The 15,463-nt window shown below is 56.9% G+C and carries 16 protein-coding genes; 9 read left to right on the top strand and 7 right to left on the bottom strand.

The features are described from left to right. Nucleotides 1-5: 5 nt before the first annotated feature. Nucleotides 6-320, bottom strand: coding sequence for a hypothetical protein (locus D0851_RS20510; RefSeq protein WP_227539480.1), 315 nt, complete (start codon nt 318-320; stop codon nt 6-8). On the opposite strand from D0851_RS20510, the gene D0851_RS07470 reads away from it, so the two are divergent. The 5 genes from D0851_RS07470 (at nt 225) to D0851_RS20170 (ending at nt 3,856) form a co-directional block, all read left to right on the top strand. After that, on the top strand, nt 225-659 hold the full coding sequence (locus D0851_RS07470; RefSeq protein WP_162893696.1) for a thioredoxin family protein: 435 nt from the start codon (nt 225-227) through the stop codon (nt 657-659). The two genes, D0851_RS20510 and D0851_RS07470, sit on opposite strands and share 96 nt — an antisense overlap. Nucleotides 660-749: 90 nt before the next feature. Next, nucleotides 750-1,178 carry a DUF4399 domain-containing protein gene (locus D0851_RS07465; protein WP_117618074.1) on the top strand — a complete coding sequence of 143 codons (429 nt, stop codon included), beginning with the start codon at nt 750-752 and terminating at the stop codon, nt 1,176-1,178. 147 nt (nt 1,179-1,325) lie between these two features. Then, complete coding sequence (locus tag D0851_RS07460) at nt 1,326-1,703, top strand: nuclear transport factor 2 family protein (protein WP_117618073.1); 378 nt, start codon at nt 1,326-1,328, stop codon at nt 1,701-1,703. Between the two features lie 281 nt (nt 1,704-1,984). Further along, nucleotides 1,985-3,199 carry a serine hydrolase domain-containing protein gene (locus D0851_RS07455; RefSeq protein ID WP_117618072.1) on the top strand — a complete coding sequence of 405 codons (1,215 nt, stop codon included), beginning with the start codon at nt 1,985-1,987 and terminating at the stop codon, nt 3,197-3,199. A gap of 117 nt (nt 3,200-3,316) precedes the next feature. Next, nucleotides 3,317-3,856: a hypothetical protein gene (locus D0851_RS20170; RefSeq protein ID WP_162893695.1), complete on the top strand. Its 540-nt coding sequence runs from the start codon at nt 3,317-3,319 to the stop codon at nt 3,854-3,856. A 39-nt stretch (nt 3,857-3,895) separates the two neighbouring features. Here D0851_RS20170 and D0851_RS07445 read toward each other — a convergent pair whose 3' ends face one another. The 3 genes from D0851_RS07445 to D0851_RS07430 form a co-directional block, all read right to left on the bottom strand. Continuing rightward, entirely contained in the window at nt 3,896-4,345 is a 450-nt protein-coding gene (locus D0851_RS07445; protein WP_117618070.1) for a hypothetical protein, read from the bottom strand. Between the two features lie 418 nt (nt 4,346-4,763). Beyond that, nucleotides 4,764-5,360: a DUF938 domain-containing protein gene (locus tag D0851_RS07435; protein WP_117618069.1), complete on the bottom strand. Its 597-nt coding sequence runs from the start codon at nt 5,358-5,360 to the stop codon at nt 4,764-4,766. A 141-nt stretch (nt 5,361-5,501) separates the two neighbouring features. Continuing rightward, nucleotides 5,502-6,311: a class I SAM-dependent methyltransferase gene (locus D0851_RS07430; RefSeq protein WP_117620320.1), complete on the bottom strand. Its 810-nt coding sequence runs from the start codon at nt 6,309-6,311 to the stop codon at nt 5,502-5,504. 71 nt (nt 6,312-6,382) lie between these two features. Between D0851_RS07430 and D0851_RS07425 the strand changes: the two genes are divergently transcribed. Next, nucleotides 6,383-7,423, top strand: a complete 1,041-nt coding sequence (locus tag D0851_RS07425) for an AraC family transcriptional regulator (RefSeq protein ID WP_162893694.1) — start codon at nt 6,383-6,385, stop codon at nt 7,421-7,423. Here D0851_RS07425 and D0851_RS07420 read toward each other — a convergent pair. Continuing rightward, nucleotides 7,420-9,390 (bottom strand): hypothetical protein, encoded by a 1,971-nt coding sequence (locus D0851_RS07420; RefSeq protein ID WP_227539479.1) that lies wholly within the window; start codon nt 9,388-9,390, stop codon nt 7,420-7,422. The genes D0851_RS07425 and D0851_RS07420 overlap by 4 nt on opposite strands. After that, nucleotides 9,359-11,269 carry a 3-oxoacyl-[acyl-carrier-protein] synthase III C-terminal domain-containing protein gene (locus D0851_RS07415; RefSeq protein WP_117618066.1) on the bottom strand — a complete coding sequence of 637 codons (1,911 nt, stop codon included), beginning with the start codon at nt 11,267-11,269 and terminating at the stop codon, nt 9,359-9,361. The genes D0851_RS07420 and D0851_RS07415 overlap by 32 nt, the downstream gene beginning before the upstream one ends. Nucleotides 11,270-11,503: 234 nt before the next feature. Here D0851_RS07415 and D0851_RS07410 point away from each other — a divergent pair, with 234 nt between their 5' ends. The 3 genes from D0851_RS07410 (at nt 11,504) to D0851_RS07400 (ending at nt 14,379) form a co-directional block, all read left to right on the top strand. Next, on the top strand, nt 11,504-13,195 hold the full coding sequence (locus tag D0851_RS07410) for a methyl-accepting chemotaxis protein (RefSeq protein ID WP_117618065.1): 1,692 nt from the start codon (nt 11,504-11,506) through the stop codon (nt 13,193-13,195). 122 nt (nt 13,196-13,317) lie between these two features. Continuing rightward, on the top strand, nt 13,318-13,890 hold the full coding sequence (locus tag D0851_RS07405) for an antitoxin Xre/MbcA/ParS toxin-binding domain-containing protein (RefSeq protein ID WP_205422287.1): 573 nt from the start codon (nt 13,318-13,320) through the stop codon (nt 13,888-13,890). Continuing rightward, nucleotides 13,891-14,379, top strand: coding sequence for an RES family NAD+ phosphorylase (locus tag D0851_RS07400; protein WP_117618064.1), 489 nt, complete (start codon nt 13,891-13,893; stop codon nt 14,377-14,379). Nucleotides 14,380-14,791: 412 nt separating this feature from the next. On the opposite strand, the gene D0851_RS07395 is transcribed toward D0851_RS07400, so the two are convergent. Continuing rightward, nucleotides 14,792-15,460: a glutathione S-transferase family protein gene (locus tag D0851_RS07395; protein ID WP_117618063.1), complete on the bottom strand. Its 669-nt coding sequence runs from the start codon at nt 15,458-15,460 to the stop codon at nt 14,792-14,794. Between the last annotated feature and the right edge of the window lie 3 nt (nt 15,461-15,463).

The raw sequence follows: 15,463 nt of genomic DNA, 5'->3' as shown, positions 1-15,463 counted from the left end.
GCCGTTTATGGCGATGACGCCCAGCCGAGCATGCCATCCTGCAGTACCTCGGTGTAGGAGGTCAGGTTCTTGAACGGACCGTCGTTCAGGCCGGCGAGTACGGCGTTGGCGATGTTGCCGATGGAGGAAGAGGGAATCAGTTTGCCATCCTCGGTCACGCCGGCCACTTCGATCACCGCCACGTCCAGTTTACCGAAGAAGCCGGACCAGGCGTGCTGGGCAACATGGGAGAGGTGAATGTCGATGTATTCCATCCGCCCTTCGTTGATCTTCTGCCGGCAGACCGAGTCACTCTGGTACGCCAGCAGTTCTTTCGTCATAAAACCCGAGTGAAAAACGTCTGCTCAGAAGAAGCTTTATCGGAACTGCTACAGTCCAGACCGGCTGTTCTTCTCCTCTTTGGCGGACCGCACTGCGGCGTCTGTCAGGCCATGAAACCTCAGCTCGAAAAGCTTGCCAGCGAGGAATTCCCGAAACTGGTGACCGCTTACATCGATTGCCAGGAAGCTGCCGGCCCGTTGTGTGCTGCTCGCGGTATCTTTTCTTTGCCTGTTGTCCAGCTGTGGTTTGGCGGGCAACGATTCGCGGAATTCGCGAGGGTGTTCTCCATCGGCGATGTGGGTGCTGCGCTGGAGCGGCCTTATGGGCTTTTGGAGTGAGGGGAAATAAGTCCGTCCCGGTTTGGCAGATATCGATACTCCATTTCGCCGGCTATACTGGCATTTCACGAATGTAAAGGAGGACGTGAAATGAACAGGATCGCAATCACCTTGTTTTCAGCTCTGTTGATCGTGCCAGTAAACGCGTTTGCTGAGAGCATGATGTCAGATGCCCCTGCAAATGCCGAAGTGTATTTTGTTCAGCCAAGCGATGGTGCAACGGTTGAGGGCACCTTCAAGGTCGTGTTTGGTCTGCGGAATATGGGTGTCGCGCCTGCGGGTGTCGAGAAAGCGGGTACCGGGCATCACCATTTGTTGATCGATACTGAGGTGCCGTCCGATTTGAGCAAGCCGCTTCCAGCCACCGATCAAATCAAGCATTTCGGCGGAGGGCAAACAGAAACCGAGATTACGCTGCAGCCTGGCGAGCACACTTTGCGGTTGTTACTGGGCAATTATGCGCATGTGCCGCACAGTCAGCCGGTCGTCTCTGAGCAGATCACGATCACGGTTGAATAATTGAGCGCGGGGTTTAGGGGCAGACAGGCCGGGGCAATCGACTCATTGTCGCCGCTCTGTTTTCTGGTATTCAGGGAGCCTGGTGCGCTACTGTTTATGAAATCCTGCGTATTCAACCTTGCCCGTTCTGGAACTTGGAGTGTATTCATGCAGCCAATGGATATTGTGGCTCAGTTCATCGCGGATATCCGTGCCCAGCGGCTGGATGAAGCAAAGGCCTTGCTGGCTGCCGAAGGGTTTGAATATGTGGGGCCGAACATGCGTTTCCTGAGCCGGGACGACATGCTGGCCTACCAGTTCGGTATGTTTGCCATTCAGAAAGACCTGGTTCTGCGTCAGCTCAGTGCCGACGGTGACCACGTGTTTGCGATCCTGGATTACCGTACCTACTTTGAGCCGATCGGGGATGTGCGCCTTGCCATCTGGTTTCGTGTGCGGGAAGGCAAAATCCAGTGCGTTGAAACTTTCTATAATGCGGCAGTGGTTGAAAACATGCTGGGAGGGAGCCTGCCTTCAGCCGACTGAAAAAAGAAACGTCCCGGGTTCCTTGTGATCATACAGAAACTCCGCTGGCTAAAGTAAACCCGATCTAATTATGTCGAACGTGCCCAGAATCCGCGCCACAAACTGGTCTTTCGGGCGAAAGCTGCTTTGGGTGCTGAAAGCGGGACTGAAACCGGGACGGATTTATTTCCCATGGCCTCCGGGGCTGCATAATCTCAAATCACGGCTGGCCGCGAGCTCCAGGATCATTGTTTAATAACGCCGCAATGACTCCAAAACCACATAATCAAGGAGCCTCCTCTATGGCGGAACTCAAACAGGTTGCCGGCCTCGCATCGGACCATCTTCCTAACATTGAAGGCCACCTTGACCGTCGCTATATCCAGCCTGGAAAATTGCCCGGCGCACTGACACTGGTGGCCCGGCGAGGGGAAATTGCCTATGTAAAAGCTCAAGGGCTGATGGATGTGGAGCGCAACAAGCCGGTCTGCCGGGATACGGTTTTCCGCATTTATTCCATGACTAAGCCGGTCACATCTATCGCCATGATGCAGCTTTATGAGCAGGGGCGGTTTCTGCTGGATGATCCCGTACACAAGTATATTCCGGCCTGGAAAAACCTGCGGGTTTATAAAAGCGGTGTCCATCCCAATTTCCTGACCGAACCCGCGACTCGCACCATGACCATTCGCGACCTGTTCACGCATATGTCCGGCCTGACCTACGGATTTATGAACCGCACCAACGTTGACGCTGCCTACCGGGACCTAAAGCTGGATGGCAGCCGGAGTATGACGCTGGAAGCACTGGTCAATCAGCTGGCGGAACTGCCGCTGGAGTTCTCGCCAGGTACGGCCTGGAACTATTCGGTCAGCACGGATGTGCTGGGGTATCTGGTGCAGCTGCTGGCTGATAAGCCTTTTGATGAGTATCTGCGAGAGCATATCTTTGAACCTTTGGACATGCCTGACACCGGCTTCCAGGTCCGCGACGATCAGCTTGACCGCTTCGCCGCCTGCTATCAGTACCAGCCCGGCGATCAGTTCAAGCTGCAGGACGATCCGCAGACGTCCCCTTTCCGGCACAAAAGTAAGTTTGTGTCTGGCGGCGGCGGGCTGGTTTCCACCATTGACGATTATTTCCACTTTGCCCAGGCACTTTGTCAGGGCGGAGAGTTTCGGGGGCGGCGGGTTATTGGTCGAAAAACTCTGGAATTCATGCGTCGTAACCACCTACCTGACAATCAGGACCTGCCAGGTCTATCCGTCGGTGCGTTCAGCGAGACACCTTATGCCGGGAGTGGCTTTGGCCTGGGCTTTTCGGTAAAGACTGATGTCGCCAAATCCCAGACCAACGGATCGGTCGGCGAGTACGGTTGGGGTGGCCTGGCGAGTACCAACTTTTTTATCGATCCTGTCGAGGAACTGGTGGTGATCTTCATGACGCAACTGATCCCCTCGTCGACTTACCCGATCCGTCAGGAGTTGCGGGCCATCGTTAATGGAGCGTTGGTGTGACCCACAGAACCCGATAACTCGGGGGAAAGCCGGGTAGGCCGAGCTATGAATGAAAACCGGGACGAATGTGAATGAAAACCGGGACGGATTTATTTTCTAATTGCCGAGCTCGATTATTTGCCCACCTTCGGCAACCGTCTCACTGTATTTCTCGCAGTTATTACGACAGCCGCCTACCAGGAGATGATGGCCCGTGGAGTGCCTTCGGAGTACGCCAAAACACTGGTGGGCGATCTGGGCTGGAAGGTTTACAACTGGATGCTAACGACCGTATCTGTGCCTTTTCGTGTCACTAGCCGCGACCCTGCAAAACGCATGGAGAGGGTTCTCCGGGCGCTAATGATTTTCCCGTTCAGTGCGCCGGGTGCTCCAGGTTATGAAGTGAAAGTATGGACGGAAGGAAGCAATACCTATACGCACTGGACCCACTGCCCACCACAAACCTTTGTTCGTCGCGTCATCGAATTGAATGGCGACCAAGGCGAGCTCGATGCCTTCTTTAAGTCCTGGTGTCTTTATGATTGGCCGGGTGCGGATGTTATCGCCAGCGACGGTCAGCACGGACATTACACTCGCCTGAATACCCTCTCCAGAGGCGATTCGAATTGCGATATGTGCTGGCATGGTTGTGCGAAGTCTGGAAAGGAGCGAACGTGAAAAACGGGCTGATTGAGTCAGCCCGCTCTCAGCCTTACCTTACTTCACCGGCAGCAAGGGGCACTGGAAGTAGGGCGGCGGGCCATCTGCAAAAGATCCCGGAGTGATAACCAGGTGATTCATGGATTCGTGATACTGGATGTCCTCATAGGATTTCAGAATCGGCACGAAGCCATGATACATGAACGCGGACTCGGTCCATTCCACCGTGTGAGTGAACCAGCGCCCACCGTTATAGGCGGAATTGCCAGGTGCTGCTTCGGCGACGGGCAGCTGACCTTGAGGGTTATTGGAATTTGTCACCACGTAGAGTGCGTCGAATGACTGAATGTTGTTGGCCCTGGGCGAAGGCAAGGTGGTGGTTCCTTTGGTGCCCCAGACTTCGCCATCACCCCAGAGGGCGGGCATGAAATTTGGCTGGCCGGGGTCGGCGTGAGCCAGACTGGCCATGAGAAAGCTTCCCAGTAAAAGCAGAGCGATACGTGACATGATGGATCCTCCTTGGCGGTATAGTTGTCGCGTTTTGCCTTCCGGCCCGCAGGATTTCCAACGGGCTAGGTGTAGCTTCTACCCGCCTCAGAGAGAGTTCCTCACATGACAATAAAAAAATCGTCACGGTTTCTTAACGACTTTCCGAAAGCCGGGACAGATGTATTTTTCGAGGGTCTTCCGGGTTGAATCAGGTTGAAGTGGTGTTGCTGGTACAAAGCACCCAGCATCTCGGCTAACCTTGTCTTCGAACGCACAGAAAGGGCTCTGTGTTTCCCAAGCCAGGAGACGCTGAGGCCCAGACAGGCCCTGGTAATCGTGCCCGGTTTTTGCTCGCTGTTCCAGAATGGCCGGGAAGTTGCCCGCCAGAGCGGTGTCGTGAACCAGGCGCAGATCAGTCAGTGGCTGAAACCGAAAGCTAATGGCTGAAAACCAGCAGCCGGTTGTTGGCTGGCATCGCGTAGTTTTCCGCCAGAATCAGGCCCACCGCCTCTGCCAGTGCAGATAGATCTTCCAGATCTCGTATGCCCATGTGGGGTGCTCGGGCTCTTAGATGCTGGTCAAACTGTCGGTTGCTGTCACTGGAAAACTGGCCCTGGTGATTGAACGGACCGTACAGGCAAAACACTCCGTCTTTTGGCAGGCGCTCCACGAAGTGGTCGAACATCTGTTCGACTTCATTCCATGCCATGATGTGGGCGGTGTTCGCTGAGAACGCCCATCGGAAGGAATTGACAGGCCAGTGGGCAGTCCCTACGTTCAGCTCAACCATGGGCAGGATATTCGGCAGCGCGGCCTGCTCCAGTCGAGGGCGACCTATGTGTGCCGCATCGGGATGGTCAGTCGGTTGCCACTGCAGGTGGGGCATGGCCTTTGCGAAATGTACGGCGTGCTGTCCAGTGCCTGTCCCCACCTCCAATACCCTGCCCGGTGCCTCAAAGATCTCACGCAGTCTCTCCAGGATCGGGGCTTTGTTGTTCTCACAAGCTTGAGAAAAGGGCAGGTTGGTAGTCATTGAGTCATACTCTCCGTTCTCTGAACGTTATCACAAACCGCTGCTGGTTTGGCGCTCCAGACCTGAATCCAGAGCCAGCAACTCCTGCAAATGCTGTAGCTCAGCCCCCGCCAGATGCAGTGACCCTGATATCGACAACCTTCACTCTTTTTTTTTCTGCGCCTGAATGGTTAAGGCTGGCATGGTGAATTCAACGGTCCCGTTATCGGTCAGAAAGTCCTTGAACGCCATGTCAGCTTCGCGCACCAGTTGCGTAAACTGCGCATCATCCAGAATCCCACCCAGGGTGAACACACAGGCGCGTTCGGTTGCGATCATGTTGCCGATAGTATCGAATCTCACGGTACCCAGTTGTTGTTTGATTCTCACGTCAGGGATGCCCGCTTCCTGCACAAGTTCGCGCAGGTGGCCCGCGTCACCGGCACTGAACGGCGCCCTGAAAGACTCCGCGACATCGGGGCCAAACAGGCTGTTCAGCACTTCAGCAAGCACCGCGTAACCCGGCGAACGGTGGATGCCATCGCAGACGGCAACCAGAAGGGTTCCGCCCGGTTTGAGCACGCGCCACATTTCCGCCAGCCCTTTTACACGGGAGTCAAAAAACATCAGGGCAAACTGGCTCAGAACCGCGTCATAACTGGCGTCAGCCAACGGAAGGTTTTCGGCCGGTGCCTGGAGCCATTTGATGTTTGGGCGCAGTTGCCGGGCCATATCCAGCATGTCGGGGTTGATATCCGCACCGGTGACGCATTCATCACCGACCATATCGGCGGCAGCCGAGGCCAGCACACCGGTACCGCAGCCCACATCGAGTATGGCTGTGCCACTGCGCAGGTTGGCTTGGACCGCAAGTCGCGGGCCCCACTGACCAAATAATGCGGGTACAAATTGTTGGTGATAGATTAAAGCAGGGCTTGGGGGTTTAGTTTCCACTTTGCTGAGTGAGGACATGGCAGCCTCCTTTTCCATCGTCGGGTCTCAATGGTGATCCGGTTCCCTTACGTCATATGCTAGGGACTACCATGAAAAGGAACCATAACCTGTCGTCCGATTCACTTGCCCAAACGTCCGGGACGGCAGGGGGCGTGGATGCACTCATCTCCAATGTGCTTGAGAACATCCGTCTGCAGGGAGCGGTGTTTTTTGCCTGGCGGCCCAGTTGGCCTTTCGCCACTGGCGTGCCGAATGAACGTCATTTCCGGGATCTGATTTTGCCGGCGTCTGATCAGGTGATCTCCTATCATGTTGTTATAGAGGGCCCCTGCTGGGCGACCGTGGAAGGCGAACCGCCCGTCAGGCTGGAAGGTGGCGACATTATCCTGTTCCCGCACGGCGACGCTTACGCCATTTCGAATCAACCTCGGGGGCCGTCTGACGAGGATATCGAGCCCGCCCAGCAATTTTTCGCGTTGATGGCAGCCGGTGAGCTGCCCCTGATCATCGAAAATGGCGGTGGCGGCCCTGGACAGAACCGACTGGTGTGCGGTTTTCTGGGGTGTGATCGTTATCCGTGGAACCCGCTGCTTGAAGGGTTGCCCCGTTACATCCTGCTTTCCCGCTCGGCGCTGGAGGGCCCTGTCAACGACCTGATTGATATTGTGCTCCGGGAGTGCGGCCATTCATGGGCCGGCAGCCGTTTCGTGATGCGGCGGCTGGGGGAATTGCTGTTCATTGAAGTCATCAGACAGTATCTGCAACACCAGGGTCTGACGAACAACCCCTGGATGCGGGGGCTTGCCGACCCGCTTATCGCAAAATGCCTTTCGTTGCTCCACAGTCGCATCGCGGAGACCTGGACTCTTGAAAAATTGGCCGCCGAGCTGAATTGTTCCCGATCCATTTTGGCTGAACGGTTCAGTAGGGTGATTGGGGTGCCACCCATGAAGTACCTGAGCCAATGGCGATTACAGGTGGCGGCGCGACTGCTGAGGGACCGGCCGGATAAAATCCTGTCGATCGCCTTAAGTGTTGGCTACGAGTCGGAGATGTCGTTCAGTCGCGCCTTCAAGCGTTCTATGGGCGTAAGCCCAAGCGTCTTCCGGCGGTCGGTCCAGGTTGGCTAGCGCCCCGCGGCCCAACTGCCCTGGGCCAGTTCCATGGCCCGATTGACTTCATCGGTTGGGATATCGCCCGGCTCACCCTTTTCGAGCGGGTCATAGTGAAATACATACAGCCGGGAGGCGAACTCGGCCACCGGCAATGAGGCTTCTCCGTAAAGCTCGCCGTGGCCCTGGGTTGAGGTGACAATCCCCTGGCCCCAGTTTTGCCCGCTGTCGTTATTGGGGTTAAAAAAGTAGACGCGCATAACCTCGTCTGAGTCCAGCGCAAGCCGCTGGATAGTGATGGCGTGCCAGCCAAGAAAGCGCGTGGCGCTGTCGGTCACCGCAATACCGGCCGGTTGCGGGTTGATGACCGGAATGTTGCCATTGTAGAAAGGATGGTAGGCCGCATAAAAATCCCGGATAAACCCTTCGAAGTCTTTAAGGCCACCGGTGAAAACGTCTACGGCAATGCGAAATCCGTGGCCAACATGATCGCCGTGGAATTCGGCGTTGACCCATTTGTGTGGATCTTCTCCACGCCCGACACTGCGTCGACCCATTTCAAAATAGATGCGATCCAGGTGCGGCACAGTCAGCAGTGATACCGCATCCACATCCACCGGCGGCTCGGTCGCCAGTCCGGCGCCGAGCTCCCGTGAAGAAATGCTGTTGCCTTCAAAGCGCATCACCACTTCGTCGTCGCGCGCCGCCCAGGCAAGGATTCGAAGCAGTTCTGCCGGCATGTTGTAGGCCCACATGGACAGGGCGCGCGATGACTGGCAGGTGGGATAGTTGCCCTGTCCGATTCCCAGCGGGAGCCCGAGCACGTTGAGCACGTCGGCGAGCAAGAAGCACTCGGGGGAGCGGCTGCTGCCAAAGACGGCCACAATTTTCTCGGCGGAAGCGTCGCAGAGTGACAGGCGTATCTGGCGCCACAGGGAAGGCGCTACCGGAGGTGCGTAGAGAATACCCCGCTCGAGCATCATGGCCAGGCCATAGGCACACTGGCCGGTCTCGGGAAACAGGGCCTCGTCAATCAGGGTATGAATCAGCGCGGGGTAGCAGTGAAACGCGTCGGCACCGGTGTAGCTCAGCCCCAAAGCCGTTGGAATCAGGGCGTTCCAGCGGCCACGCAGGTAGCGTATGAACACCGGCATGTAGGCCGACACCAGGCCGGTACTGTGCATGGCTCGGGCAAAGGCGATGGCCTCTTGCAGGAGGGCGGCGTCGTCCATTTCCGCCAGTCGTTCAGCGTAGACATCGAGGCCGGGATCTTCACGGCAACCCTCGGTGGGACTGAACACGGCGTTGATCAGTTGCAGCGCGTCGTCGCCAACTTCGCCACCCAGTGCGTCCGGTTTCTGCAGGCAGGCCGCAATCTGGGTCACCATCTGTTTGACACCAGCCACCTGGACCGGGCGTTGCTCGAGAATCCGCCAGACTTCGGCCACCAGATGTTCCAGAAGGTTCTCGTAGCCCAGGTACCGGAGCAGGTAGTGATACAGATTCTGAACGGCGTAGCCGAGCCCATCTGGCCGCAGCCGATCGCTCTCCTGGAGATCACTGACCACCAGATCGAGATTCATCGCCAATACCTGGACGAGAAAGTGATGGGCGTGTTCCGCCGAGATAGAAGGGTGTATGTAGTCGCCCTTGGCCACCGCCAGAAGGCGAATCTGGCTCAGGCTTTCGACCAGGGTCGCGACCGGCTCGCCATGGCGCACCGTACGCACGGCCAGGGAGGGCACCAGCGTCTGGGGATAGTCCCAGTCGCTACCCCCAAAGAACCCGGCCGCCTCAATGGCCGGCACGCGTTCGTAAAGCGCTTCCAGACCTTCGGGGCTGAACATCAGGGGCTGTGCCGCCTCGATCACCTTGAATACCGGCGAGACGCCCTCAATGGCATTGAGTTCAGCAAGGCGGTTGATGGCCGCGTCAATTCGCTGAAATGAAAATTTATGTATGGAACGCCTCCTTGATATCTTCAATCGAGGAATGCGCCTTCGTCGACGATGGGCTCATGGCGAGGGTGGTGGTCACCTCTGGCGCAACCATCGCCGGGTCCAGCGACAGGATCACGTAGCCACCGACGGCTCCGGCGCCGAAGCCCGGAGTGAAAACCATCGATCGTTTGCTGATCGCCCCGTCGAAGACGGCATCGGCCAGCGCGATCGGGATGCTCGCCGCTGAGGCGTTGCCGACCTCGGCGATGTTGAAGTAAATGTCCTTGGCGTCGATCCCCTGGGGCTCGGCAAGCTCGATGATCATTGTCTTGTTGGCCTGATGGGGCACGATTATGTCGATCTCAAGCCCGAGCTCGGAAAGCTCGCCCATCATCTGGTTCAGGTAGCGCTTGACCAACGCCTTGACCTCGGGGCCATAGACCGTGATGTCGTTGTCGAAATCGTGATTCGGCCAGATGATTGAGTTGACCTGACTGGCGGGTCCGCTCGCATAGGTCTGGACCACATGAATGTCACGTTCACCGTCGGACGGCGCGATCACCACGGCGGCGGCCCCGTCGCCAAAGATCATCCGCGACGGTCGGGCATTGCCGATCTTGTCCGAGAACTTTTCGGCCATGACCAGCAGGACCGGACGTTCAATCTCCCGCAGCAAGCGGACCGCCTCGGCGACGCCATACGGGAACCCGGCGCACGCAGCGACGATGTCGGCCGAGCAATGGGTCTGCATGATGCCCAACTGGCCTGAGAGCCAGGTGGCGGTCGACGGAATCAGTCGGTTCGAGGTACAGGAGCAGAACAGCACTGCACCGATCTCCTCGGACCTGCGACCGGCATGCGTCATCGCTGCCCGCGCGGCCTCAAGGGCGATATTCTCCAGTGGCTCGGCGGTATAACGGCGCCGTTCGATGCCGGTTTTGTCGGCGATTTCCTCCGCGCTCATGGGCGACCATGAGGATGGGGAGTTCCGGACCACATCCTCGTTTGAGCAGACGACCTCACCCTTGCGGATTGCCAGCGCCTCGATCTTCGGTTGGATTGGTGCATCGTCGCCGATCACCACCGGCGGATAGGGTCGCACGGGCTCGACGGAAGGATCTGGCGTCGGCGCTTGCTTCGCGCCGGTGATACCACTCTTTTCGTGGTTGATGAAGTCGAGCACGTGGCGGTTCTTCGGATAATACAGCACGACGATGTCGTCATCCTGCATCTCGGCCAATGGCTTCAGCCTGGCCTGGCTCCGGTCCCAGGGGTGCTGGTTGTGCAGCACCATCGCCCAGCGCCGGAGCGCCTCGAGTTCGGCCTGCTCGTCTGAGACATCAAGGATGTCGTCGATGCTGTAGCGCGGGTGGTCGGGATTATAGTTGCCGAGGGTGGTTGTCTTAGCGCCGGCAGTGGCGAGCGCCTCGGCAATCGTGGCCTTGATTGGCGGCAGTGACGCTGCGAGATGGAGCTTGTTTGAGAAGCCGTCAAAGAGCATGTCGAACAGCTCGTCTTCAGCCGTTTCGTTCCACTTCGCCGGAAGCTGCCCGTAGGCTTCGCGGACACTTGCGGACTTGGCTTCCCGCCCCTCCCAGGGGTGCAGCAAAGACACGAAGACATCGTCGCGGGTCCGCGGGACATCGCGCCAGCGCATCGGCTGCTTGTCGTACATCACCAGCGCGTAACGGTTCGCCCAGAAAAGGTGCAGGCCGATGTCGCGCAACAGGTCATAGCGCGTCGCATAGCCTCCCGCAGCCGCCCGTTCGGCGATTTCAGTGCCGGTCGGAGCCTTCACTTCGAAGTCGCGCCGAATGATCGCCTTCAACTGGTTGAGATCGGTGATGATCGAGAAGTCGAGCTCGGTAAAGATACTTGAGGGAAACACCAGCTTTCCATGTTTGTTCAGTCGAAACGGTTTCATGAATGCTCCTTGCAGATTCTGCCTGCGTCTCTGCCGGCCCCGGGAATCAGACTTTGCTCCGGTAATTCGCCAGTTTCTCGGTGGTGTGTACTAGGCAGTATAGCTGCTATTGGCCCTGTGCCTTCTTTTGGCCTCGCAGGCTAATGGGTGTCCCGGTTTTGGTCTTTTAAGTTCTGTTGAGCCCTGCCGATAACCCAAAAACGGTTCCTACTCTTACAGAGGACGCAAATAAAAATGAATGCAGTCGCTTCGGAAAGTCGTCCACGGCAGCCTTTGGTATTCCGTGTCAGCAGTGTATTGGTTCTGGTCCTGTTCGCCCTGGTTGTGATGATGCCGGGATTTGCCATGGCCGGGTTTGGGTTGGCTGCCGTGATAACCGGGTTGGCCTGGTGGTTGGGCCGTGACCGGGTGGCCAGCGCTGAAACGCCGACTGAACCCGATGCGGGCCAGAGTCACGGGGTGCTGGATATATCAAGGGACCAACCGGTCGGCTCCGGCCAGGCAGGGCGGATTGCCAGAGAACATAATGAACTGTTGGCCAGCATGCGGGGCGCCCTGTCGGATCTGCGCCATCATGCGGTGCAGGTGGCGGTGCAGTCGGCCAGGCTGCGCAAGCTCACCGGCGAGGCGCAGCAGAGCGCCAGCAAGCAGGAACAAGTCTCCGAGCTGATTGCCCAGTCCAGTGGTGAGGGTGCCACGGCACTGGAGGACATTACCCAGCGTACCGGGTCGGTCTCGGAGCTCAATTCCCGTAATCTCGACGGGGTGCGCGAGTCCAATCAGGCGTTGTCCCAGGTGGCCGAACGAATTCGGCAGGTCAACGACCAACTGCTGACCTTCCGCGAGACCGTGGCCGGGCTCAGCGAAAGCGCTGGCAAAATCGGCAAGATTCTAGAGATGGTGCAGGGGTTCTCGGACCAGACCAACCTGTTGGCGCTGAATGCCGCCATCGAGGCGGCACGGGCGGGGGAGGCCGGTCGCGGTTTCGCCGTGGTGGCGGATGAAGTCCGCCAACTGGCCCAGAAAATTGCGTCGGCGACCGGCGACGTGCATCAGATCATCAGCGACATGGATGCCCGGGTCGGTCACACCGAGAAGGACACCGAGCAGCTGCTTGAACAAACCGATCAGGCCCGGGAAGAGGTGACCTCGACCGCTTCCCAGTTCGACGACATGTTGCAGTACATTGAGCAGGCGCACGAGGAGCTTCTGTCCATCACCTCTTCCGTGGAGGAAGTTAGTATTACCAACCGTCAGGTGCACGAGCACGGCAACGAGATCCATCACCTTGGCGGCGAACTGGCGAAGGAGATTGCCGAATCGGACGCCTACTCCGAGCAGCTTCGCAAAGCCACCGAGGCCTCCATGGCGCTGCTGGCCCGCTACCGGATCGGCCGGGGCGCCTTCGAGGAAATTCTGGAGCAGCGCCAGGCGCTGGCTGCCGAATTCGAGCAAAGGCTCACTGAGCTGGCCCGGCAGGGTGTGGACATTTTTGACCGCCGCTATGAACCGGTTCCGAATACCTCGCCACAAAAATACCGGACCCGGTTCGTCGATCGCTTTAAACAAGCGTTCCAGGACCTGACAGACCGCAGTAAAGAGCGCCTTGATGGCACGGTCTACAGCCTGTTGGTGGACGTCAATGGCTACATTCCCGTTCATCATAGAGCCACGTCGCAGCCGATCACCGGCGACCCTGAAAAAGACCTTCTCTACAGCCGTGATCAGCGGCTCTACAACAGCAATGAGACTGAAAAACGAAGGGCCAGCCACACAGAGCGGTTCCTTCTACAAACCTATATCCGGGATACGGGGGAAATTCTCAACGACCTATCGATCCCCGTGCATGTAGATGGCAAGCATTGGGGTGCGGTGATCATGGGCTTTAATCCGGATCTTCTGCTGGCTGGTAACGACAGGAGTTGACGAAAACCGTGAAAACCGGGGCAGATTTCCCCCGGTTCACCAAGGTACGAGAATAATCATTTTGATGCTTTTTATTCGTCAAAATGATGCTAGTATGAGGGCGTCAAAGTGAGGTGATTGAGATGATTACGGCTAAAGGCGCATCTGTTGAAAAGCCCAAAAAGCGGGTAGCCTTGAAAGCAGGAAAAACCCATAAAATCAAAAGTATTGAGCTTCGCTACGATCCTGAGCTGGAGAAGTATGAGCTCAAAGGTGGGGCAAACCGGGTAAAGAAACTATCTGCCAGGAAGGGGATGGTTTTTGGCGTGGTTCCCCCTGAGATTTTCGAAAATCGCCAGAACTTTATTGAGGTAGCCAGGGCGGGAATTCCCGGCGCTTGGGTTAAAGGCTTGATAGATGCGACAGGTCTCAGGGACACCTTTGTCACTATCCTCGGTGTCACCTCCTCGAACCTCAGCAGGATCTACAAAAGAAAGGCCTTGAACAGAGAAGATTCTGAGGAGGTCCTGGATACGGTTCGACTGCTGCGGCAAGCAGCCCAGGTTTGGGAATCAGAAGATGCAGCAATGCAGTGGCTGAAGTCTGAAGTGCCTGCTCTGGGCGGAGTTAGGCCGATCAGTCTTTTCGACACATTTGAGGGCAGGCGCTGGGTGTCCCAGGTTCTCCGCAAAATCGAGTACGGGGACTTCAGCTGAATGCGGCTTTTTCGAATCGCGCCGGAAAAATTTCTTGAAAACTACACGGGGCTCGGTGGGTCTTTTGAAGACGGTGCGAGATGGAACCTTCCTCAGACACCAGTGATGTACTTTGGGCTGACGGCTTCGGTTGCCATGCTTGAGATGACCAATTACACCGCCAGCCCGAGAAAGGTTCCACCATCCTACAGACTTGGCTTGTATGAATTGGATGACGATGCAGCAATCAGCGAGCTGATTGAGAGCGATCTCCCTGAGGACTGGTCTGCATTTCCTTATCCAGAATCCACCCAGGAAATCGGCAATCAGTGGCTCCAGTCTCTTGAGGGGGTTGGGCTGATTGTGCCGAGCTGCGCCGTATCAGGCGGGCTAGAGCACATTATGGTCGTGAATCCACGACACCAAGACATCAAGAAGCTAAGGTTCAAGCATAGTTTCAAGGATATTTTTAACCCTCGGGCTTTTGCGGGTGTCTACTTGGAAGAATGACAAAGCCGGGCTATGGGAGGCTGGCTAATGGGGGGCCCGGTTTCCTGAGTGTGTAAAAATTATTTTCCAAATCCGAAAAAGTGTAAAAAAAGTACGATTGGTGTAAAAAGGCTTCAATTGGGTAAAAAAGCTTGGCTGTAGAGGCGGAGACACGGAAGCGCATGCAATACGCAGGTTACGCGCATCTCGTAAACCACTACGGTATCACGGCCATCAAGCAGGCCTACGTTCCATTGTTCAGTCCAAAGCACTACATCACTGGCGGGGCCGAGAAGAATCCCCATTGGCGCGTGAGCTTCAACGGATTGGGTTCGCTGGATTACTGCATCATGGTTCGACGCACCAACGCGTTTCAGTCACTCAGGTTCAACTCCATGTCCCCGGACCAGGGATCGCCTGCCTGGCGGTCTACTCACGCAAAATCGTATTCTCCGCCCTTCTCAAGCGCCCTCTGGTAAGCAGGCCTGGCGTGCACTCGCGCCACCCAGGCGGTGATATGAGGCCGGTTCTTGCCGACGATACCCCGTGCTACTGAGGCTTCCAGCGGGAAGCTCATCTGAATATCCGCCGCGCTGAGGTTGTCGCCGAGAAACCAGGTGTTTTTGGCCAGGTGGGATTCGACAAAATCCAGGTGGGTCTTGATCATCGGGCCGATGAAAATTTCATTGGTTTTGTCGGAAATGCCTTTTGCTACGGGCTTGATAAAAAACGGCATCGGGCTGGTTTTTACCTTTTCAAACACCAGGCGCATCACCAACGGGGGCATCAAAGAGCCTTCGGCGTAATGCAGCCAGTAAGTGTAATCCAGCCATGCCTGGCCGCCGGTCTCCGGCAGCATGGTGTCTTTGCCGAAGGTGTGGGCAAGGTATTCGATAATGGCGCCGGATTCCGCCACCACCAGATTGCCGTCGGTGATCACCGGTGATTTCCCCAGCGGATGTACCTTTTTGAGGCTTGCCGGCGCCAGCATGGTTTTGGGATCACGCTCGTAACGCTGGATCTCGTAGGGCACGCCCAGCTCTTCCAGCATCCAGAGAACGCGTTGTGAGCGGGAATTGTTGAGGTGATGAACTGTAATCATGCA

Origin of the sequence: Marinobacter sp. Arc7-DN-1, from assembly GCF_003441595.1 — a bacterium.
Taxonomy (GTDB): domain Bacteria; phylum Pseudomonadota; class Gammaproteobacteria; order Pseudomonadales; family Oleiphilaceae; genus Marinobacter; species Marinobacter metalliresistant.
The sequence above is the reverse complement of the archived record's forward strand: the minus strand, read 5'-3'. Positions and strand labels throughout refer to the sequence as shown.